General features: G+C 74.1%; 12 protein-coding genes. 9 read left to right on the top strand and 3 right to left on the bottom strand.

Features of this window, described 5'->3' with window-relative positions; all coding sequences use genetic code 11:
* Positions 1-56: 56 nt before the first annotated feature.
* Together P3H78_RS28075 and P3H78_RS28070 are read right to left on the bottom strand one after the other, a co-directional pair.
* Positions 57-1,286: a L,D-transpeptidase gene (locus P3H78_RS28075; protein WP_276111980.1), complete on the bottom strand. Its 1,230-nt coding sequence runs from the start codon at positions 1,284-1,286 to the stop codon at positions 57-59.
* A 174-nt stretch (positions 1,287-1,460) separates the two neighbouring features.
* Complete coding sequence (locus tag P3H78_RS28070; RefSeq protein WP_276111979.1) at positions 1,461-2,687, bottom strand: L,D-transpeptidase; 1,227 nt, start codon at positions 2,685-2,687, stop codon at positions 1,461-1,463.
* Between the two features lie 231 nt (positions 2,688-2,918).
* Here P3H78_RS28070 and glgX point away from each other — a divergent pair, with 231 nt between their 5' ends.
* From glgX to P3H78_RS28030, 8 genes are all read left to right on the top strand, one after another.
* The gene (gene glgX, locus P3H78_RS28065; protein ID WP_276111978.1) at positions 2,919-5,171 is read left to right on the top strand and encodes a glycogen debranching protein GlgX; all 2,253 of its coding nucleotides are present in this window, start codon (positions 2,919-2,921) and stop codon (positions 5,169-5,171) included.
* A gap of 190 nt (positions 5,172-5,361) precedes the next feature.
* On the top strand, positions 5,362-7,227 hold the full coding sequence (locus P3H78_RS28060; RefSeq protein ID WP_276111977.1) for an ABC transporter ATP-binding protein: 1,866 nt from the start codon (positions 5,362-5,364) through the stop codon (positions 7,225-7,227).
* A complete protein-coding gene (locus tag P3H78_RS28055; RefSeq protein ID WP_276111976.1) occupies positions 7,224-9,080 on the top strand; it encodes an ABC transporter ATP-binding protein in 1,857 nt (618 codons plus the stop codon). Before P3H78_RS28060 ends, P3H78_RS28055 begins: the two co-directional genes overlap by 4 nt.
* 241 nt (positions 9,081-9,321) lie before the next feature.
* Positions 9,322-11,019: an ABC transporter transmembrane domain-containing protein gene (locus P3H78_RS28050; RefSeq protein WP_276112032.1), complete on the top strand. Its 1,698-nt coding sequence runs from the start codon at positions 9,322-9,324 to the stop codon at positions 11,017-11,019.
* Positions 11,016-12,875 (top strand): ABC transporter ATP-binding protein, encoded by a 1,860-nt coding sequence (locus P3H78_RS28045; protein WP_276111975.1) that lies wholly within the window; start codon positions 11,016-11,018, stop codon positions 12,873-12,875. Before P3H78_RS28050 ends, P3H78_RS28045 begins: the two co-directional genes overlap by 4 nt.
* A gap of 272 nt (positions 12,876-13,147) precedes the next feature.
* Complete coding sequence (locus tag P3H78_RS28040; RefSeq protein WP_276111974.1) at positions 13,148-15,190, top strand: M4 family metallopeptidase; 2,043 nt, start codon at positions 13,148-13,150, stop codon at positions 15,188-15,190.
* A 240-nt stretch (positions 15,191-15,430) separates the two neighbouring features.
* Positions 15,431-17,071, top strand: a complete 1,641-nt coding sequence (locus P3H78_RS28035) for a M4 family metallopeptidase (protein WP_276111973.1) — start codon at positions 15,431-15,433, stop codon at positions 17,069-17,071.
* A gap of 70 nt (positions 17,072-17,141) precedes the next feature.
* Positions 17,142-17,663 (top strand): DUF1990 domain-containing protein, encoded by a 522-nt coding sequence (locus P3H78_RS28030; RefSeq protein ID WP_276111972.1) that lies wholly within the window; start codon positions 17,142-17,144, stop codon positions 17,661-17,663.
* Positions 17,664-17,828: 165 nt separating this feature from the next.
* On the opposite strand, the gene P3H78_RS28025 is transcribed toward P3H78_RS28030, so the two are convergent.
* Positions 17,829-20,456, bottom strand: coding sequence for a glycosyltransferase family 1 protein (locus P3H78_RS28025; RefSeq protein ID WP_276111971.1), 2,628 nt, complete (start codon positions 20,454-20,456; stop codon positions 17,829-17,831).
* A 785-nt stretch (positions 20,457-21,241) separates the two neighbouring features.
* Between P3H78_RS28025 and P3H78_RS28020 the strand changes: the two genes are divergently transcribed.
* Positions 21,242-21,962, top strand: a 721-nt coding sequence (locus tag P3H78_RS28020) for a maltotransferase domain-containing protein (RefSeq protein ID WP_276111970.1), incomplete at its 3' end; no start/stop codon positions are given.

Here is a 21,962-nt window from a genome sequence, read left to right as displayed (position 1 = left end):
CCGGTGCGGTCGGTCACACCGGGCCCGTCAGCGCGTCGGGGTCTCCCCCGGCGGTCCTAGGCGGTCCATTCCTTCCAGGACATGTTCCAGCCGTTGAGGCCGTTGTCCGGGGCGACGGTCCGGTCGTGGCTGTTCTTGACCACGACCACGTCGCCGATCATGGAGTGGTCGAAGAACCAGGCGGCCGGCGCCGAGCCGTCGTAGCCGCCGCGCACGTCGCGCAGGCCGACGCAGCCGTGGCTGGCGTTGTAGTTGCCGAAGGCGTCGCCGCCCCAGTAGTTGCCGTGGATGAAGGTGCCCGAGGTCGTCAGGCGGATGGCGTGCGGGACGTCCTTGATGTCGTACTCGCCGCCGTAGCCGACCGTCTCGCCGTTCATCCGGGTCTCGGTGAGCCTCTCACTCATCACCATCTGCCCGTTCCAGGTGGAGTAGCCGGGCTTGCCGGTGGTGACGGGCAGCGTCCTGATCACCTTGCCGTCGCGCGTCACCTTCATGGTGTGCTTCGCGGCGTCGACGACGGACACCTGGCTGCGGCCGATGGTGAAGGAGACGGTCTTGTCCTGCTTGCCGTAGACGCCGGGCCGGCCCTCGACGCCGTCGAGGGCGAGCCGGACGGTGACCTTGGTGCCGGGCTTCCAGTAGTGCTCGGGGCGGAAGTCGAGGCGGTCGTTGCCGAACCAGTGGCCGGCGACGGGCACCTTCGGCTCGGTGGTGACGCGGACGGCGTTCTCCACGTCGGCCGGGTGCGTGATGCCCCGGGTGAAGCGGAGCGAGAACGGCATGCCGACGCCGACGGTGGAGCCGTCCTCGGGGGTGAAGTCGCCGATGAAGGTGTTGCGCGGCGTCAGGGTGGTGAAGCGGGAGTCCTCGGCGGCCGTGCGGCCGGCGGAGTCCTCGGCGACCGCGTGCACCGTGTACGCGGTGGCGGCGGCCAGGTGGGTGGACGGCGTCCAGGTGGAGCCGTCGCCGGATATCGCGCCCGGTACGGCGGTGCCCTTGGCGTCCTGGACCGTGACCCGGGTGAGCCGGCCCTTGCTCGCCCGGACCTTCAGGGCGCCGCTGGTGTCGACGGACTTCGCCCCGGTCCTCGGCGCGATGGTGACGACGGCCTGCGACTGCTTGCTCTGCGCGGAGCCGGAGCCCTTGGCCTTGGCGTCGCCGGACCCTCCCCCGCCGCAGGCGGTCACCGCGAGCAGCAGCCCTCCGGCCACCAGTGCGAGTCCGCGGCGGCCGTGGCGGCCCCTCCGCGCGTCAACCGACGCCCCCGATATCGGTCGCACGTTCAAGTCTTCTCCCCTCGCCGGGCCCGGTCGGGCCCGCAGCCCCACGCCGTCCGCCCGCGTCACGCGCGCTTGGCCGCATATTAACCGCACGGTCAGGGGCTCCGGCGCCCGGTGTGTGTCACCGTTCAGTCCCAAATCCAACGGTCGCCCGGGTCTCCAACCCGGCGCTCCCGACGGCTACTTGACCGCGCTGCCCGCCGTCCACTCCCGCCAGCCCATGTTCCACCCGCCGAGGCCGTTGGAGGGGGAGACCACCGCGTCGTCGCTGTGGACGACCTCGACGACGTCGCCGACGAGGCTGCGGTCGAAGAACCAGCCCGCCGGGGTGTCCGACGCACCGCCCCGGACGTCCTTCAGGCCGACGCAGCCGTGGCTGACGTTGGTCCGGCCGAAGACGTCGTGGGACCAGTAGTTGCCGTGCACGAAGGTGCCTGTCTCGGTGAGCCGCATGGCGTGCGGGACGTCCGGGATGTCGTACTCGCCGCCGTAGCCGACCGTGCGGCTGTTCATGCGGGTGACCTCCAGCATCTCCATCACCACCATCTTGCCGTTGTACGTGGTGCTCTTCGGCGCCCCGGCGGTGATGGGGACGGTGGCCACCAGCGCGCCGTCGCGCCGGACCTCCATGGTGTGCGCGGCAGCGTCGACCAGGGAGACCTGGCTGCGGCCGACGGTGAAGGACCAGTTGCGGTCCTGGAGTCCGTAGACGCCGGGCGCGCCCTGCACGTCCCGCAGCCGCAGCTCGACACTCACCCGGGTGCCGGGCCGCCAGTAGTGCTCGGGCCGCAGGTCCAGCCGGTCCTTGCCGAACCAGTGCGGCCGGATCCCGACCGCCGGGCTGGCGGTGACGTGGACGGCGCGCTCCACGGCGGCGCGGTCGGTGATCTCCCGGCTGAACTCGAGCGAGACGATCATGCCGGTGCCGACGGTGGAGCGGTTCTCCGGGGTGACGTACGCGATGAAGCGCTGCTGGGGGACGTAGGTGGTGAAGGTGGTGTGGCGGGCGGAGCGGCGGCCGTGGCCGTCCACGGCGACCGCGTCGACCGTGTACCGCGCGGCGAGGGAGAGCCGGTCGTCGTCCGGCCGCCACTCCCGGCCGTCCGCCGTCAGCCGCCCGGCCACCGGGGTGTCCTGGGCGTCCACCGACCGGACGACCTTCACGGACTCCAGGTGCCCGTCGCCGGTCTGCACCCGTAGCCGCTCGCCGGCCGGGACGCCCCTGCCGCCGTCGCCGGGGGTGACCCGGATGACGTCCTCGGCCGCCGGCGGCTTGCCGAAGACGTCCCCGAGGCCGTCCGGGCCCCCGGAGGTGCAGCCGGCGGCCCCGGCGAGGAGCCCTGCCCATGTCAGTACGGCGGCCAGAGCGGCCCCCGCGCGCCGTGCGCGCCCTTGTACGTGCCTCACGGCCTGTCCAACGACCGGGCACGCTCCCGGGAAACGTGAGTGCGGCCCACGCTCTGGGCAGAACAGTGGGGAGACGACACCGGGGAGCCGAGCCCCGTGAGCGAGCCGCAGGGGGCGTGCCGGTGCCGGAAGCCGGCCGTGCCCGCGCCCGCGAGGGGGGCGGGGCGGGCCGGTCCCCGGCACCCGCCGGGGTGCCCGGGGGCCGACGAGCCGAACAAAAGGGGCTGACAGGTGTCGAGCGCAGCCGATCAGGAGGCGGTGGCGGGCGGGCGCGCCACCGGGGAGGAGCGCCCGGCCGCCGTCGTGCGGGGGGCGCGCCGTGCCGTGCCGCCGCCCGGCGCACCGGTGTGGCCGGGAACGCCGACGCCGCTGGGCGCCCGGTTCCGGGTGGGCCCGGACGGGGTGGCGGGCACCAACTTCGCGCTGTGGGCGGGCGGCGCGGAGGCGGTCGAGCTGTGCCTCTTCGACGCGCACGGCAAGGAGACCGCGGTCCGGCTGACCGAGCTGACGCACGAGATCTGGCACGGCTTCGTGCCCGGCGTGCGGCCCGGGCAGCGCTACGGCTACCGGGTGCACGGCCGCTGGGACCCGTGGACCGGCGCCCGCTGGAACCCGGCGAAGCTGCTGCTCGACCCGTACGCCCGCGCGGTGGACGGGGAGTTCGCGCTGCCGCCGGAGGTGTACGCGCACCTGCGGGACTGGCCCGACCAGTCCGTCGCGGACACCGTGCGCGACGAGCGGGACTCGGCGCCGTACGTGCCCAAGGGCGTCGTGGTGCACGACGACGACGACTGGGCGGACGACCGGCGCCCGAAGACGCCCTGGGCGGACTCGGTGATCTACGAGCTGCACGTACGGGGCTTCACCCGGCTCCACCCGGGCATCCCCGGGGAACTGCGCGGGACCTACGCCGGGCTGGCGCACCCCGCGGCGATCGAGCACCTGGTGCGGCTGGGTGTGACGGCGGTGGAGCTGCTGCCGGTGCACCAGTTCGCGCACGAGGACCACCTGCTGCGCCGGGGCCTGCGCAACTACTGGGGCTACAACTCCATCGGCTACTTCGCCCCGCACGCCGCCTACGCGGCCTCCGGCACCACCGGCGAACAGGTCGGCGAGTTCAAGCGGATGGTGCGCGCGCTGCACGCGGCCGGCATCGAGGTGATCCTCGACGTCGTCTACAACCACACCGCCGAGGCGGGCGAGTACGGACCGGCGCTGTCCCTGAAGGGCATCGACAACCAGCGCTACTACCGTCTCCAGCCGGACGCGCGCAGGTACGCCGACTACACCGGCTGCGGCAACACCCTCAACGTGGTCCAGCCGCACGTGCTGCGCCTGATCACCGACTCGCTGCGGTACTGGGTGACGGAGATGGGCGTGGACGGCTTCCGCTTCGACCTGGCGGCCGCGCTGGCCCGCTCCATGCACGACGTGGACATGCTGTCGCCGTTCCTGGCGGTCATCGCTCAGGATCCGGTGCTGCGCCGGGTGAAGCTGATCGCGGAGCCCTGGGACGTCGGCTCGGGCGGCTACCAGGTCGGCGCCTTCCCGCCGCTGTGGACCGAGTGGAACGACCGCTACCGCGACACGGTGCGGGACTTCTGGCGGCACGCCCTGCCGGACGTCCGGGAGATGGGCTACCGCCTGTCCGGCTCCAGCGACCTGTACGCCTGGGGCGGCCGGCGCCCCTACGCGTCGGTCAACTTCGTCACCGCGCACGACGGCTTCACGCTGCGGGACCTGGTGTCGTACGGGCACAAGCACAACGACGCCAACGGCGAGGGCAACCGGGACGGCACGGACGACAACCGCTCCTGGAACTGCGGGGAGGAGGGCGAGACCGGCGACGAGCGGGTGCGGGCGCTGCGCCGCCGCCAGCTGCGGAACCTGCTGACCACGCTGCTGCTGTCCACGGGCGTGCCGATGCTGGTGGCGGGCGACGAGCTGGGCCGCACCCAGCACGGCAACAACAACGCCTACTGCCAGGACAACGAGATCGGCTGGCTGGACTGGACCCTGCTCCGGGAGCCGGGCTGGCGGGCGCTGTCCGAGCTGACCGCGCGGCTGATCGGGCTGCGCCGCGACCATCCCGTGCTGCGCCGCCGGGCGTTCTTCTCGGGGCGGGCGCACTCCGCGGACGGGCTGCGGGACCTGGCCTGGTTCACCCCGCGCGGCACGGAGATGACGGAGCGGGACTGGTACGCGCCGGCCGCCACCCTCGGCCTGTACCTCTCCGGACGGGACATCCCCGGACGGGACGCACGCGGGGACGCCGTCCTCGACGACAGCTTCCTCGCGGTGCTGCACGCCGGGGAGCGCCCGGCCGGCTTCGTGCTGCCGGGGCCGCCGTGGGCCGAGGGGTACGAGGTGGTCGTGGACACCTCGCGGGAGGAGCAGGACCGGGCACCGGGCGTACGGCACCGCTCGGGCGGCGCGATCACCGTGCCGGAGCGGTCGGTGCTGCTGCTCAGGGTGACGGGCTGACGGACCCGCCGACCCGCTCGGGGCGCCATCCGCCGATCGGGCGATGCCGGGGTACGGCCCCGCGGCCGGGCGGGCGGATCGAGCCGGGCGACGGTGCAGGTCGTGGGCGCGGTCGTAGGACCTGCGGCGGAGGTGGGACCGTCCAAAACTCGGTGGGCGGGGCGAGTGCCGGTCCGTAGGCTCGCTGTCGATGTCCACCACACCTGTCTCCACCGGGACCCCCGCCGGGCGTTCGGCCGGCCGCACGCTGCTGCGCCTGTGGCCGTACGTGCGGCCGGTGCGGGTGCGGCTGTTCACCGCCGCCCTCGTCGCCGTCGTCGCCTCCTGCGTGGGGCTGGTGATCCCGCTCGTCCTGAAGTGGCTGGTGGACGGGCCGGTGAGCGGCCGGGACCCGCACGGGGTGTGGCTCGGCGCGCTGTACCTGCTGCTGCTCGGCGTGACCGAGGCGCTGCTGTTCGGGCTGCGGCGGTGGCTGGTGGCGCGTCCGCTCTCGCACGTCGAGGCGGAGATGCGGGCGGCCCTGTACCGGCACCTCCAGCGGCTCCCGATCGCCTTCCACGACCGGTGGGCGTCGGGCCAGTTGCTCTCCCGTGGCACGACGGACCTGATGCTGCTGCGGCAGTTCCTCGCCTTCCCGCTGACCTTTCTGCTGGTCAACGGCGTGACCATCGCAGTGGGCGTGGTGATCATGCTGCTCCAGGACTGGACGCTGGGCCTTGTGGTCCTCGGGCCCGCGGTGCCGGTGATGGTGGGCTGCGCCGTCTTCGAGAAGCGGTACGCGGCCGCGGCACGGCGGGCGCAGGACCAGGTCGGCGATCTGACGACCGTGGTCGAGGAGAGCGTGCTCGGCATCCGCGTGATCAAGGGGTTCGGGCGGCACCGCAGCCAGGCGCGGGCGTTCCACGAGCTGTCGCGGACGCTGCGCGGGACGGAGCTGCACAAGGCCCGGCTGCTGGCGTCGATCTGGGCGGTCATCGTGACCCTGCCGGAACTGGCCGTCGCGGCCGCCCTGGTGGTGGGCACCGTGCAGGTCGCGGACGGGGACCTGTCGGCGGGCACGCTGGTGGCGTTCCTGTCGACGGCGCTCGCCCTGCGCTGGCCGGTGGAGTCGATCGGCTTCCTGCTGGCGATGAGTCAGGAGGCGGCCACGGCCACCGAGCGGTACTTCGAGGTGCTGGACGCCGCACCGGAGACGGCGGCGGACGGGGAGCCGGGCGCGGGCGGGGAGCGGGACGACCGCGGGGAGCCGGACGGCACCGGCACCGAGGTCGCCGGCGGGGACGCGGAGCCGGACGGACTCCGCTTCCACGGCGTCCGGTTCCGCTACCCCGACGCCCCGGCCGGGTCCCCTCCGGTGCTCGACCGCGTCGACCTGCACATCCGCGGCGGCGAGTCCCTCGCCCTGGTCGGCGCGACCGGCAGCGGCAAGACCACCCTGACCGCCCTGGTCCCGCGCCTGTTCGAGACGACCGCGGGCCGCATCACCCTGGACGGCGAGGACATCACCGCCCTGAGCCGCGAGGAGCTGCGCGCCCGGGTCGCCGTCGCCTTCGAGGAGCCCACCCTGTTCTCCGCGAGCGTCGGGGAGAACGTGCTGATGGGCGCCGGCGCCGACGCGGGCGGGCCGGAGCTGGAGCGCGCGCTGTCCGTGGCGCAGGCCGGCTTCGTGCACGCGCTCCCGCAGGGCGCCGGGACCCAGGTCGGCGAGCAGGGACTGAGCCTGTCGGGCGGTCAGCGGCAGCGGCTCGCACTGGCCCGGGCCGTCGTCGGCCGCCCCCGGTTCCTCGTCCTGGACGACCCGCTGTCCGCCCTGGACGTGCACACCGAGGCCGCGGTGGAGGCCGCGCTGCGCCGGGTCCTCGCCGGCACCACCGCCCTGATCGTGGCGCACCGCCCGTCCACGGTCCTGCTCGCCGACCGGGTCGCCCTGCTCTCCGGCGGCCGCATCACCGCCGTCGGCACCCACCACGAACTGCTGCGCACCCATGCCGAGTACGCCCACCTGATGTCGGGCGGGGCGGAGCTCTCCGGCGACGAGGAGGACCACCGGCGATGACGGCCCCCACGACCTCCGCCCCCACCAGCGGCGACCGGAGACCGCCGCTGCCCGGGACCGCGGGCGACCCCTTCGACCGGGACCTCCTGCCGAGTGCCCCGGGCGCCACGGGCGCGCTGCTGCGCTCGCTGCTCGCGCCCCGGCGGGCCCGGGTGGCCGGCACCGCGGTCCTGCTGCTGCTCCAGCAGGCGGCGGTACAGACGGGTCCGCTGCTGGTGGCGTACGCCATCGACCGCGCCGTGCCGGCCCTCCGCGGTCACGACCGCGGGCCGCTGGTCGCGGTGGCGGCCGGCTATCTGCTGTGCGCGCTGACCTCGGGCGTCCTGCAGTGGGCGTTCATCGTCGCCGCGGCCCGGGTGAACCAGGACGTGCTGCTGGACCTGCGCGGCAGGATCTTCCGGCACGCCCAGGCGCTCAGCGTCGACTTCCACGAGCGCTACACCTCCGGGCGCCTCATCTCCCGCTCCACGACCGACGTGGAGTCGCTGCGCGAACTGCTCGACGAGGGACTCCAGGAACTCGTCACGGTGGTGCTGTCCTTCGTGTACATCGCGGGGATGCTGCTGTGGCTGGACACCGGCCTGGGCGCGGTGGCGGTGGCGTCCTTCGTGCCGCTGTACCTGCTCGTGCGGCGCTACCGGCGGCGGGCGGGGCGGGTGTTCGCGGTCCGGTCCACGGCGATCGCCGCGGTGATCGTGAAGTTCGTGGAGACGGTGAACGGCATCCGGCCGGTGCGCGCCTTCCGCCGCGAGGCCGTCAACGACCGCGCCTTCCGGGTCCTGAACGAGCGCCACGAGCGGACCAACGGCGACACGCTCCTGGAGATGGCGCGGTACGTGGTCGGCTCCCGGCTGGTGGCCAACACGGCGGTCGCGCTGATCGTGCTCTGGGGCGCGTACCGGGTCGCCGACGGCTCCCTGGCACTGGGTGTGCTGGCGGCCGCGGTGCTCTACCTGCGCCGCCTGTACGACCCGATCGACCGGCTCGGGATGTTCCTCAACGCCTACCAGTCGGCGGCGGCCTCCCTGGAGAAGATCGCGGGGCTGCTGGCGCAGACGCCGTCCGTGCCCGAGCCCTCCCGGCCGCGGCCGCTGCCCGCCCTGCGGTCCCGGGAGCCCGGCCGCGAGGTCGTCCTCGACGGCGTGTCCTTCGGCTACCGCACCGGCGGCGAGGTGCTGCCCCGGTTCGACCTGACCCTCCCGGCGGGGCAGACCGTCGCGGTGGTGGGGTCCACCGGCGCGGGCAAGTCGACCCTGGCCAAGCTCGTCGCCCGCTTCTACGACCCCTCGGCCGGGCGGGTCCTGCTGGACGGGGTGGACCTGCGCGACCTCACGCTGCCCGAACTGCGGCGCGGGGTGGTCATGGTGACCCAGGAGGCGTTCCTGTTCTCCGGCACGGTCGCCGAGAACATCGCCGTCGGCCGCCCGGACGCGACCCGCGAGGAGATCGAGCGGGCCGCGAAGGCGATCGGGGCGCACGACTTCATCCGCGCGCTGCCGGACGGCTACGACACGGACGTCCGCAAGCGCGGCGGCCGCATCTCCGCGGGCCAGCGCCAGCTCGTCGCCTTCGCACGGGCGTTGCTGGCCGATCCGGCGGTGCTGATCCTGGACGAGGCGACCAGCTCGCTGGACGTCCCCGGCGAGCGGGCCGTGCAGCGGGCGATGACCACGGTCCTGACGGGCCGGACGGCGGTGGTGATCGCGCACCGGCTGTCCACGGTGGAGATCGCCGACCGGGTGCTGGTGATGGAGCACGGCCGGATCGTGGAGGACGGCGCCCCTGCCGAACTCGTCGCGGGTACCGGCCGGTTCGCGGACCTGCACCGCGCCTGGCGCGACAGCCTCGCGTGAAGCGGCCGGCGCGGGACGGACGCGCCGCGGCACCCGCGCCACCGGGCCGGGACCGGCCCGGGCCCCGCGAGGAGCGGCACGGAGCGGGCAGCGACCGGCCGGAACCCGCGAGGAGCGGCACGGACCGGCCGGGAGCAGCACGGAGCCGTGGGATCCGGCCGGGAGCGGGCAGGGCCGGCAGGAGACCGGCGGGAACCGGCCAGGACCGCCGGGACCGGTGGGGACGACGACGGGGGCACGGATGATCGACGCGTACGAGGACCCCGGCAGCCCGGAGTGCCGCGGTGGAGCCGGTTATCTGTGGTGGCTGGTGCGGCGGCAGCCGGGCCGGTGCCTGGCCGGAGCCGTGCTGGGCGGGGCCTGGATGGCCCTGCTGGCCGTGACGCCGTACCTGCTGTCCCGCGCGGTCGACGACGGCCTGGCACCCGGCGACCCGGCCGCGCTCACGGGCTGGACCGGCGCCCTGCTGGCGGCGGGGGCGGCGGCCGCCGGCGTGAGCGTCCTGCGGCACCGCACGATGACGCGGGTCCGGATGGACGCCAACTTCCGCACCGTCAAGGTCGTCGTCCAGCAGGCCGTGCGGCTGGGCGCGGCGCTGCCGGGCGGGGCCGGGGAGGTCGTCACCATCGGCGTGGGCGACGTGAAGACGATCAGCCAGGCGCTGACCGTGGTGGGCCCCGGGCTGGGATCGGTGGTGGCGTGCGCGGTCGTGGCCGGGCTGCTGCTCTCGGTGTCGCCGCAGCTGGCCGCGGTGGTGCTGCTCGGGGTGCCGGCGATCGCGCTGGTCGTGGGCCCGCTCCTCGGGCGGCTCCAGGGGGCGGAGGGCGAGTACCGGCAGCGGCAGGGCCTGCTGACCGCCCGGATCGGCGACCTGGCGGGCGGCCTGCGCGTCCTCAACGGCCTGGGCGGCAAGGCGCTGGTCGCCGACGCCTTCCGCCGCGACTCGCAGCGGCTGCGGGCGCAGGGCTACCGGGTGGGCTCGGTGACCAGCTGGATCCAGTCGTCCTCGGTCGGACTGCCCTCGCTGTTCCTCGCCGTGGTGACCTGGCAGGCGGCCCGGCTCGCCGCGCTCGGCGCGATCACCGTGGGCGAGCTGGTGTCGGTGTACGGGTACGTCGCGGTCCTGTCCGCGCCGGTGGAGTTCCTCGTCCAGATGGGGTACGACATCAGCCGCGGGGTGGTGGCCGCCCGCCGGGTGGTCCGGCTGCTGCGGCTGACGCCCGCCCCCGACCCGGCCGGCCGGCGGGCGCCGGCGGAGCCCTCGGTGCTGTACGACCCGGAGTCCGGCGCGCGGGTGCGGCCGGGCCTGCTGACGGCGCTGGTCTGCGCCCGCCCCGCCGACGCGGCCGCGGTCGTGGACCGGCTGGGCAGGTACGCGCCGACGGCGGTGACCTGGGGCGGCGTGCCGCTGGCCGAGGTGCCGCTGGCCGAGGTCCGGGCGCGCATCCTGGTCGCCGACCACGAGGCGGCCCTGTTCGCCGGCCCCCTCGGCGAGCTGGTGTCGGGCCGGCGGGAGCACGACGCGGCGGCGGTGGCGCGGGCGCTGCACGCGACGGCCGCCGACGACGTCGTGCGGAGCCTGCCGGAGGGGCTCGGGTCGGCCGTGACCGAGCAGGGCCGCAGCCTCTCCGGGGGCCAGCGGCAGCGGGTGCGGCTGGCGCGGGCGCTGCTGGCGGGTCCGGAGGTGCTGCTCGCGGTGGAGCCGACCTCCGCGCTGGACGCGCACACCGAGGCGGCGGTGGCGGACCGGCTGCGGGCGGCGCGCGACGGCCGGACCACGCTCGTCACCACCACGTCGCCCCTGGTGCTGGACCGGGCCGAGGTGGTGCTGCACCTGGTGGACGGCAAGGTCGCCGCCACCGGCACCCACCGCGAACTCCTCGCGTCGGAGCCGGAGTACCGGGCGCTGGTGGCACGGGACACGGAGACCGCCCGATGACGCCGGGCCGGTCCGCACCGGGGCGGAACACACCGGGACGGCTGCCCGTGGCCGGTGCGGCCGAGGTGCGGCGGGCGACGCTGCGGCTGGTGCGGGCGGACCGGCGGGCCTTCGCGGCCATGCTGGCGCTGAACGCACTGGCCGCGGCGGCGGGGCTGGCCGGGCCCTGGCTGCTCGGGCGGATCGTCGACGCGGTCCGGGCCGGACAGGGGGTGGCCGTGGTGGACCGGACGGCGCCCGCCATCCTGGCCTGCGCGGTGGTGCAGTTGCTGCTGGCGCGATGGGCGCGGTACGTGGGGCACCGGTTCGGGGAGCGCACGCTGGCCCGGGTGCGCGAGGAGTTCGTCGAGCGGGCGCTGGCACTGCCCGCCGCGGTCGTGGAGCGGGCCGGCACGGGCGACCTGACGGCCCGCGGCACCGCCGACGTGGCCGCGATCGGCACCACCCTGCGCGACGCCGCGCCGGAGCTGCTCGTCAACGCCGTGCAGGCGCTGTTCGTGGTGACCGCGGTGTTCGCCATCGACCCGCTGCTCGGACTGGCCGGGGTGCTCGGGCTGGGTCCGATCTGGTGGGGGCTGCGCTGGTACCTGCGCCGGGCGATGGACGGCTACCTGACCGAGGGGGCGGCCACCTCCGAGGTGGCGGAGTCGCTGGCGGCCACCGCCTCGGGGGCGCGCACCGTGGAGGCGTTCCGGCTGGAGCGGCGGCGGACCGCGGCGAGCCGGGACGCCCTGGAGGAGTCCCGGCGCACCCGCATGTACACGCTGCGCCTGCGCACGGTGTTCTTCCCGGTGGTGGAGGTGGCGTACGTGCTGCCGGTGGCGGCCGTGCTGCTGGTGGGCGGGGTGCTGCACGCGCGGGGGGTGCTGAGCCTGGGCGCCGTGGTGGCGGCGGCGCTGTTCCTGCGGCAGCTCGCGGAGCCGCTGGACCGGGTGCTGATGTGGGTCGAGCAACTGCAGAGCAGCGGCGCCTCCTTCGCCCGTGTGGAGGGCCTGGCCCGGTCCTCCGGGACCGCCGCGCCGGCCGCGTGCGCGGTGGAGCCGGCGGACGACCGGATCGAGGTCGCCGGTGTGCGCTACGCCTACGCACCCGGCGGCGCGGAGGTGCTGTGCGGGGTCGACCTGACCGTGCGCCCCGGGGAGCGGCTGGCCGTGGTGGGCCCGTCCGGGGCGGGCAAGACCACTTTGAGCCGGCTTCTGGCGGGCGTCGACACGCCCGGCGCCGGGTCGGTGACGGTGGGCGGGGTGTCGATCGCCGGCCTGGATCCGGAGCGGCTGCGCCGCCAGGTCGTCCTGGTCACCCAGGAGCACCATGTCTTCCTCGGCACGGTCCGCGACAATCTGCGGATCGCCGAACCGGCCGCCGGGGACGAGGCGTTGTGGTCGGCGCTGGCCGCGGTCGGCGCCGACGGGTGGGTGCGGGAGCTTCCGGAGGGCCTGGACACCGAGCTGGGCGGGGAGGGGGCCGGCACCGACGGCTCGCAGGCCCAGCAGCTCGCCCTGGCCCGGGTGGTGCTGGCCGACCCGCACACGCTGATCCTGGACGAGGCCACCGCGCTCCTCGACCCGGCGACCGCCCGGCACACCGAGCGCGCTCTGGCCGCGGTGCTGCGCGGGCGGACCGTCATCGCGATCGCGCACCGCCTGCACACCGCCCACGACGCCGACCGGGTCGCGGTGATGGCGGACGGCCGGCTGTGCGAACTGGGCACGCACGACGAGCTGGTGGCGGCCGGCGGGGCGTACGCGGCGCTGTGGCGCACCTGGCACGGGGAGGACGCCGGGGATCCGGGTCCGGAGCCCGTCGCGGACGGTGCGGCCCCCTCCGGGACGGCCGGTGGCCACGCCGCCCCTTGATCCGTGACCCGTTCGTATACCGAACATGAACAACCGGACAACGAACGATTTCCGGCCAACTTTCTGACGCGCTCCTGACAGGACACGCGATCTCCTGCCACTCTTCCCACGGCCACCGGCACAGCAACCCCACAGCACCCCCACATTTCCATCGCCGTGCCCGGCCTGCACTGCCGCATCTGGTTCCGCATTCCCCAGTTCTGCCCGGACGGCCCACCTCCGTCCGGATCCCCCTGGCCGTGTGACCCGCGGCCACGCAGAAGGAGTCAGTGTTGAGAAGCAGTTCCTCTCGCAGACGCACCTCCCACAGCACCCACCGCCGCACGGCCGGCATCGCCCTGGCCGGCGTCGCCGCCCTGGTCGCCGTGGCCGTCCAGTCGGGCGCCGCGAGCGCCGACCCGGCCAAGGCCCCCGCGGGCAGGGCCAACCCGGCCCACCTCGCCGTGAAGCTCACGCCGTCGCAGCGCGCGGAGCTGCTCCGCGACGCCGACGGCGCGAAGGCGCGGACGGCGAAGGCGATAGGCCTCGGCGCCCAGGAGAAGCTGGTCGTCAAGGACATCGTCAAGGACGCCGACGGCGCCCTGCACACCCGCTACGAGCGCACCTACGCCGGCCTGCCGGTGCTCGGCGGCGACCTCGTCGTCGACACGGCGAACGGGCGCACCCAGCACGTCACCAGGGCGACGAACGCGTCGGTCAAGGTCGCGTCCCTCACCCCGAAGGTGACGAAGGCCGCCGCCCAGACGCAGGCCCTCCAGCAGGCCAAGTCGCTGGGCGCCACCAAGCCGGGCGCCGGCATGGCCCCGCGCAAGGTGATCTGGGCGGCCACCGGCAAGCCCGTCCTCGCCTACGAGACCGTGATCGGCGGCCTCCAGGACGACGGCACCCCCAACCAGCTGCACGTCATCACCGACGCGGCCACCGGCAAGAAGCTCTACGAGTACCAGGGCATCGAGACCGGCGTCGGCAACACCCAGTACAGCGGCCAGGTGACGCTGACCACCACGCAGTCCGGGTCGACGTACAACCTCACCGACGGCGCCCGTGGCGGTCACAAGACCTACAACCTGAACCACGGCACCTCCGGCACCGGCACCCTCTTCTCGCAGTCCAGCGACACGTGGGGCAACGGCACCACGTCGAACGCGGCGACGGCGGGCGCGGACGCCCACTACGGTGCCGCGGTCACCTGGGACTTCTACAAGAACACCTTCGGCCGCAACGGCATCAAGAACAACGGCGTCGGCGCCTACTCCCGCGTCCACTACGGGAACTCCTACGTCAACGCCTTCTGGGACGACAGCTGCTTCTGCATGACCTACGGCGACGGCTCGGCGAACAACGACCCGCTGACCTCGCTGGACGTCGCCGGCCACGAGATGAGCCACGGCGTCACGTCCAACACCGCCGGCCTCAACTACAGCGGCGAGTCCGGCGGCCTGAACGAGGCCACCAGCGACATCATGGGCACCGGCGTCGAGTTCTACGCCAACAACAGCTCCGACGTCGGCGACTACCTCATCGGCGAGAAGATCAACATCAACGGCGACGGCACCCCGCTGCGCTACATGGACAAGCCCAGCAAGGACGGCGGGTCCAAGGACAGCTGGTACTCCGGCCTCGGCAACCTGGACGTGCACTACTCGTCCGGCCCGGCGAACCACTTCTTCTACCTGCTGTCCGAGGGCAGCGGCGCCAAGGTGATCAACGGCGTCAGCTACAACTCGCCGACGGCGGACGGTCTCCCGGTCACCGGCATCGGCCGCGACAAGGCCCTGCAGATCTGGTACCGGGCGCTCACCACCAAGTTCACCTCGACCACCAACTACGCGTCCGCCCGCACCGGCACGCTGGCCGCGGCCGGCGAGCTGTACGGCACCACCGGCGCCGAGTACAAGGCCGTGCAGGACGCCTGGGCGGCCATCGCGGTCGGCTCGCGCTCCGGTGGCGGCGGCGGGGGCGGTGGCACGACGTTCGAGAACAGCAGCGACGTGTCCATCCCCGACAACGGTCCCGCGGTCACCTCGTCGATCGCCGTCACCGGCCGCACCGGCAACGCCCCGTCGAACCTTCAGGTTTCGGTCGACATCGTCCACACCTACCGCGGCGACCTCGTCGTCGACCTGGTCGGTCCGTCGGGCAAGGCGTACCGGCTGAAGAACTCCAGCGGCTCCGACTCGGCGGCCGACGTGCACCAGACCTACACGGTCAACGCGTCCACCGAAACGGCCAACGGAACCTGGAAACTGCGCGTCCAGGACGTGGCGTCGTACGACACCGGCTACATCGACGACTGGAAGATCACCTTCCCGTAAGCCCGCAGGGCCCGTACGACAGGGCGCCGTTCCGGAGGTCGAAAGGACCCCGGGGCGGCGCCCGTTCACATGTCGGAAACATAAACCGGACAGATCCTTTTTGGTCAACATCACTTCACCCCCCTGACATGTACGCGCCTGGGGTGTCACTCTTCCTGAACCGCCGCACGAGCACAGCAACCTCCACAACCGTTCCGGCCGGCCCCACACCGACCGGACTTCCCCCCACAAGGAGCTTGTGTGACCCCCCGCTACGCGCGTCACCAGCGCACCACTCTGGCCGTGGCCACCGCCGTCGCCGCCGGAGCCCTCCTGAGCACCGCCCTGACCAGCACGGCCTCCGCGCAGCCGGCCCCCGGCCGCAGCCCGCTGGCCGCCGCACCGGCCACGCTCTCCGCGGCCGCCCGCACCACGCTGATCCAGCAGGCGCAGGCCGGCGCACCCGCGACCGCGCAGAAGATAGGCCTGGGCGGCCAGGAGAAGCTGGTCGTCAAGGACGTCGTCAAGGACGTCGACGGCACCGTCCACACCCGCTACGAGCGCACCTACGCCGGTCTGCCGGTCCTGGGCGGCGACCTGATCGTCCACACCTCGAAGGCAGGCAAGGCCGAGGGCGTGACCAGAGCGACCACGGCGCCCCTGAAGCTCGCCTCGCTCAAGCCCCAGATCGCCGCGGCCACCGCCGAGAAGCAGGCCCTGGGCGTGGCGAAGGCCGCCGGCTCGGCCAGGTCCAGCGCCGACCGCGCCCCGCGCAAGGTGATCTGGGCGGCCACCGGCACGCCCGTCCTCGCCTACGAGACCGTCGTCGGCGGCCTCCAGGACGACGGCACCCCGAACCAGCTGCACGTCATCACCGACGCCGCCACCGGCAAGAAGCTCTTCCAGTACCAGGGCATCGAGACCGGGGTCGGCAAGACCCACTACAGCGGCCAGGTCAACCTGACGTCGAGCCAGTCGGGTTCGTCGTACACGCTCACCGACGCCTCGCGCGGCGGCCACAAGACGTACAACCTGAACCACGGGACCAACGGCACCGGCACGCTCTTCTCGCAGTCCAGCGACACCTGGGGCGACGGCACCAACGGGAACGCGGCGACCGCCGCCGCCGACGCCGCCTACGGCGCCCAGGAGACCTGGGACTTCTACAAGGACACCTTCGGCCGCAACGGCATCAAGAACAACGGCGTCGGCGCCTACTCCCGCGTCCACTACGGCAAGGCGTACGTCAACGCCTTCTGGGACGACGGCTGCTTCTGCATGACCTACGGCGACGGATCCGGGGACAACGACCCGCTGACCGCGCTCGACGTCGCCGGCCACGAGATGAGCCACGGCGTCACCTCCAACACCGCCGGCCTGGAGTACACCGGTGAGTCCGGCGGCCTGAACGAGGCCACCAGCGACATCATGGGCACCGGCGTCGAGTTCTACGCCAAGAACACCACCGACGTCGGCGACTACCTCATCGGCGAGAAGATCAACATCAACGGCGACGGCACCCCGCTGCGCTACATGGACAAGCCCAGCAAGGACGGCGGCTCCGCCGACGCCTGGTCCTCCAGCGTGGGCGGCCTGGACGTGCACTACTCGTCCGGCGTCGCGAACCACTTCTTCTACCTGCTGTCCGAGGGCAGCGGCAAGAAGACGATCAACGGCGTCGACTACGACTCGCCGACGTCCGACGGCTCCACCGTCACCGGCATCGGCCGGGACAAGGCGCTGCAGATCTGGTACAAGGCGCTCACCACGTACATGACCTCGTCCACGGACTACAAGGCCGCCCGCACGGCGACCCTGAACGCGGCGAAGGACCTGTACGGCTCCGGCAGCACCGAGTACAACGCGGTCGGCAAGGCCTGGTCCGCGGTGAACGTGGCCTGACGACACGCTGGTCGGGACAAGCGGCACCCGGGACGGCAACGTCCCCGGGTGCCGCTTTACGCTGGGGCCCATGTCTTCGGAGGACTTCACCTACGAGGAGGTGGGCGCGACCCGCGACGCCCCCTCCACCTGCCCGCCCGGATACCACCACCTGCACGTGCGCACCCGCATCGGCGAGGGCGAGGAGGTGTTCCGGCGGGCGTCGGAGGCCCTGCTGACCTGGGAGATGCACCGTGCGATCGGTGTCGGTGTCGACGCGGGCGCCGAGCGGGCCGCCCCCGGCGTCGACGTCACCCTCACCCTGGCCGGCGTGATCAAGGCGCCCTGCCGGGTGGTCTGGACGTCCGGCGAGGCGCGCCGCGCCGGGTGGGCGTACGGCACCCTGCCCGGCCACCCGGAGTGCGGCGAGGAGTCCTTCGTGGTGGACCGCACCGGCGACGGCACGGTCTGGCTGACCGTGTCCGCCTTCAGCCGCCCGGCCAAGTGGTACACCCGCGCGGGCGGTGCGGCGGGCCGGGGCCTGCAGCACGCGTACGCCCGGCGCTGCGGCGCCGCGCTCCGCAGGCTGTGCGCGGACGTGTCCGAAGACTGACGCTCCGACCGGACGGGCGTGCGCACGACCCCGCCGCCGGGACGCGGACCGAGGTCGCACGGGACCCGGGCCGGCGTGCGCAGGCCCGGGTCCCACGCACCGCGGCCGCGCCGGCAGGTCCCGGTGGACAAAGTCCGTCACGCGGGTCCGGCGGACGGACCGCGGTCAGCGCATCAGGACGCCGGCTCCCTCCCCCGCCTCCTCCGACGGCACCGTCAGCAGGCCCGGTTCCGCGCCGGAGGCCAGCAGACGGTGGGACGGCAGGATGCGGACCGTGTAGCCGTAGGGGCCGGTGCGGTCCAGGGCGAGGGGGCCCTCGTAGGTCCAGCGGCCCTCGCCGTCGGGTCCGCCGACGGGCTTCAGCGGGACCGTGGAGGCGTCCGCGATGCGGTCCTCCTCGTCCACCCGGCCGGAGACGGCCTGCACCTCGACGTCTCCCGGGCCGAGTTCGCCGAGGCCGACCCGGACCCGCAGCCCGAGCGTGCTGCCCAGTTCCGCGGTCGACGGAGCGGCGGTGGTCTCCACGTGGTCCACGCTCACCCCCTGCCAGGCCGCCCGCACCCGCGCCTTCCAGGCCGCGAGTTCGCGCGCCGCGTCCGGCTCCATCGCGCGGTGGGCGTGCGCGGCCGGGGTGTACAGGCGGTCGACGTACTCGCGGACCATGCGGCCGGCCAGCACCTTCGGCCCGAGCAGGGTCAGCGTCCGCCGGACCATCTCGATCCAGCGGTCGGGCAGCCCGCCGCGGCCCCGCTCGTAGAACCGGGGCGCGACCCGCTGCTCCAGCAGGTCGTACAGGGCGGCCGCCTCCACGTCGTCGCGGTGGTCGGGGTCGGTGGCCAGTCCGTCCGCGGTGGGGATCGCCCAGCCGAAGTCGGGCTGGAACCACTCGTCCCACCAGCCGTCCAGCACCGACAGGTTGAGGCAGCCGTTGAGCGCGGCCTTCATGCCGGACGTGCCGCACGCCTCCAGCGGCCGCAGCGGGTTGTTCAGCCAGACGTCGCAGCCGTGGTAGAGCTTCTGCGCCATGGCCATGCCGTAGTCCGGGAGGAACGCGATCCGGTGCCGCACCCGCGGGTCGTCGGCGAACCGGACCAGCTCCTGCACCAGCCGCTTCCCGCCGTCGTCCGCCGGGTGCGCCTTGCCGGCGACCACGATCTGGATCGGCCGCTCGGGGTGCAGCAGCAGGTCCATCAGCCGGTCCCGGTCCCGCAGCATCAGTGTCAGCCGCTTGTACGACGGCACCCGCCGCGCGAACCCGATGGTCAGCACGTCCGGGTCGAGCACGCCGTCGACCCAGCCCAGCTCGGCCGTGCCCGCCCCGCGCTGCCGCCAGGAGGCCCGCAGCCGCCGTCGCACCTCGGTCACGAGCTGCTCGCGCAGATCCCGGCGCAGGTCCCAGATGTCCTGGTCGGGAATGTCGGCGACGGTGTCCCAGCGGTCCGAGCCGCCGACGGACAGCGCGTCCTCGGTGCGCTGGGCGCCGATCTGCCGGGCCCCGAGCCGGAAGACCTCCGGGGCGACCCAGGTCGGGGCGTGCACGCCGTTGGTGACCGAGGTGATCGGCACCTCGTCGGGGTCGAAGCCCGGCCACAGCCCGGAGAACATCTCCCGGCTGACCCGCCCGTGCAGCAGCGAGACGCCGTTGGCGCGCTGGGCCAGGCGCAGCCCCATCACGGCCATGTTGAACAGGTTCGGCTCGCCGCCCGGGTAGGTCTCCATGCCGAGCTGCAGGATCCGCTCGACCTCGATGCCGGGCAGTTCCGCACCGGCGCCGAAGTGGCGGGCGACCAGCTCGCGGTCGAAGCGGTCGATGCCCGCCGGGACGGGGGTGTGGGTGGTGAAGACGGTCCCCGCGCGCACCGCCTCCAGACCGGCGTCGAAGTCCAGCCCGCCGTCGCACAGTTCCGCGATGCGCTCCAGGCCGAGGAAGCCCGCGTGCCCCTCGTTGGTGTGGAAGACCTCCGGCTCGGGGTGGCCGGTGAGGCGGCAGTACGTGCGCACCGCACGGACCCCTCCTATGCCCAGCAGCATCTCCTGCAACAGCCGGTGCTCGCTGCCGCCGCCGTAGAGCCGGTCGGTCACCGCGCGTTCGCCGAGGTCGTTGTCCTCGATGTCGGAGTCGAGCATCAGCAGCGGGATCCGCCCGACCTGGGCCCGCCAGACGCGGGCGTGCAGGGACCGGCCGCCGGGCAGCGCGAGGGAGATCCGGGCCGCGGAGCCGTCGGCCTCCTTCAGCAGGGAGACGGGCAGCTCGTTGGGGTCCAGGACGGGGTAGTGCTCCTGCTGCCAGCCGTCCCGGGACAGGGTCTGCCGGAAGTAGCCGTGCCGGTAGAGCAGCCCCACGCCGATCAGGGGCACACCGAGGTCGCTGGCCGCCTTCAGGTGGTCGCCGGCGAGGATGCCGAGGCCGCCGGAGTACTGCGGCAGGGCGGCGGTGACCCCGAACTCGGGCGAGAAGTAGGCGACGGCCGCGGGCAGCTCCTCGGCCCGCGCGGACCGGGTCTGGTACCAGCGGTCGCCGCTCATGTAGTCGTGCAGGTCGTCGGCGGCCGCGGTGAGGCGGCGCAGGAAGCGGCGGTCCTGGGCCAGCTCGGCGAGCCGTGCCGGGGGCACGCTGCCGAGCAGGCGCACCGGGTCGCCGCCGCAGGAGACCCAGCGTTCCGGGTCGACGGACTGGAACAGGTCGCGCGTCTCGGCGTGCCAGGACCAGCGCAGGTTGCGCGCCAGCCCGCTGAGCGGCCGGAGGGGTTCGGGGAGAACGGGACGGACGGTGAACCGACGGATCGCCTTCACATTCCACCTCGGCGCATTGCTGGATGGACGCACGACGTTGTGCGTCCCGTCACTCAGCACCGTACCGGTGCCGGCGGGGCCACCGCTGGGAGCCGGGGCCGTGGGGCGGGCTTCGGCCGGAACGGCCCGGCGCCCGGACGGCGGTCGGGGCGCGCCGGGGTGACCGGCGCGGCGCCGGCCCACGCCGGCGGCGCGCCCCGGCCGTCCCATCCCCACCGCGTCGCACCCCCGTTGCGCCGCGGGGGGCAGTGCCGGTACGCCGAGTGGCGGAGGGCGACCGTCCGCGCCCCCGCCGTGCGCGGGGCGAGATTCGGACAGAATCCGAATGTCCCCGGTTGCGCTCCCGTCCCTCCTGCTGCGGTGGGCCGGTGGGTGTGCCGGGACGGCATCGGACCGGAACTAGGGGCGTGCAAGGCATCGGTGCACGCCCCTGAATGGGTTTACGCGCCCCCGACCTGCCGGATGCGTCGACGAGTTGTGCCAGTTCAGGAGCCCGGCGGGGACCGCCGGCGCGGGCGGCGGGGCGGCACGGGCGGCGCCGGGTGCCCCGGACGGACCTGCGCCGGGACCCGCTGCGCGGGGCGGTCCGGAGGCCGACGCTCCGTCACACTCCGCGCCGGGCCGGACTTGTCCGTAGACATACGCGCGGGTAGTTAACAAAGTGCCGGATTGCTCACCCGAATAGGGTGGGAAGGCTCCACCGGTACGCCGCACAGGTTGACCCGCAGGACCCACCTCCCCACACACATCCGCCCACACCCTCGTTGACGCGGACAGGAGCGGTCATGCCCGCCACGCACCACCCGGCAGCACCCCCGACCACGAGCACCCCCGGCCCCGGAGCGCCCTCCGCGCGCCCCCGGGACGCCGGTCCGCCGGCCGCGGAGCGATCCTCCGCCGCCCCCCGCACCGCCGTGGGACGGATCCCGGTCCTCGACGTCCGCCCGGTCGTGCAGCACGGCCGCCGGCCCGCCAAGGCGGTGGCCGGGGAGGAGTTCGAGGTCTCGGCGACCGTCTTCCGCGAGGGCCACGACGCCGTCGCCGCCAACGTCGTCCTGCGTGACCCGGAGGGCCGCGAGGGCCCGTGGACCCCGATGCGCGAGCTGGCCCCCGGCACCGACCGCTGGGGCGCCACCGTGACCGCCGGCGAGCCCGGCGACTGGACGTACACGGTCGAGGCGTGGTCGGACCCGGTCACGACCTGGCGCCACCACGCCCGGATCAAGATCCCCGCGGGCCAGGACACGGAGCTGGTCCTGGAGGAGGGGGCGCGCCTGTACGAGCGGGCGGCCGCCGGGATCCCGGAAGGGGACCGCGGACGCGCCGCGGTGCGCGCGGCGGTGGCGGCGCTGCGGGACGAGAGCCGACCCGCGCCGGCCCGGCTGGCTGCGGGGCTGACGCCGGAGGTGAGCGCGGTCCTGGCCCGCCACCCCCTGCGGGAACTGGTCACCGCGAGCGACCCGCACCCCCTGCTCGTCGAACGCGAACGCGCCCTGTACGGCGCCT

Origin of the sequence: Streptomyces tropicalis (genome assembly GCF_029269835.1) — a bacterium.
In the GTDB taxonomy this organism is placed as follows: Bacteria; Actinomycetota; Actinomycetes; order Streptomycetales; family Streptomycetaceae; genus Streptomyces; species Streptomyces tropicalis.
The sequence above is the reverse complement of the archived record's forward strand: the minus strand, read 5'-3'. Positions and strand labels throughout refer to the sequence as shown.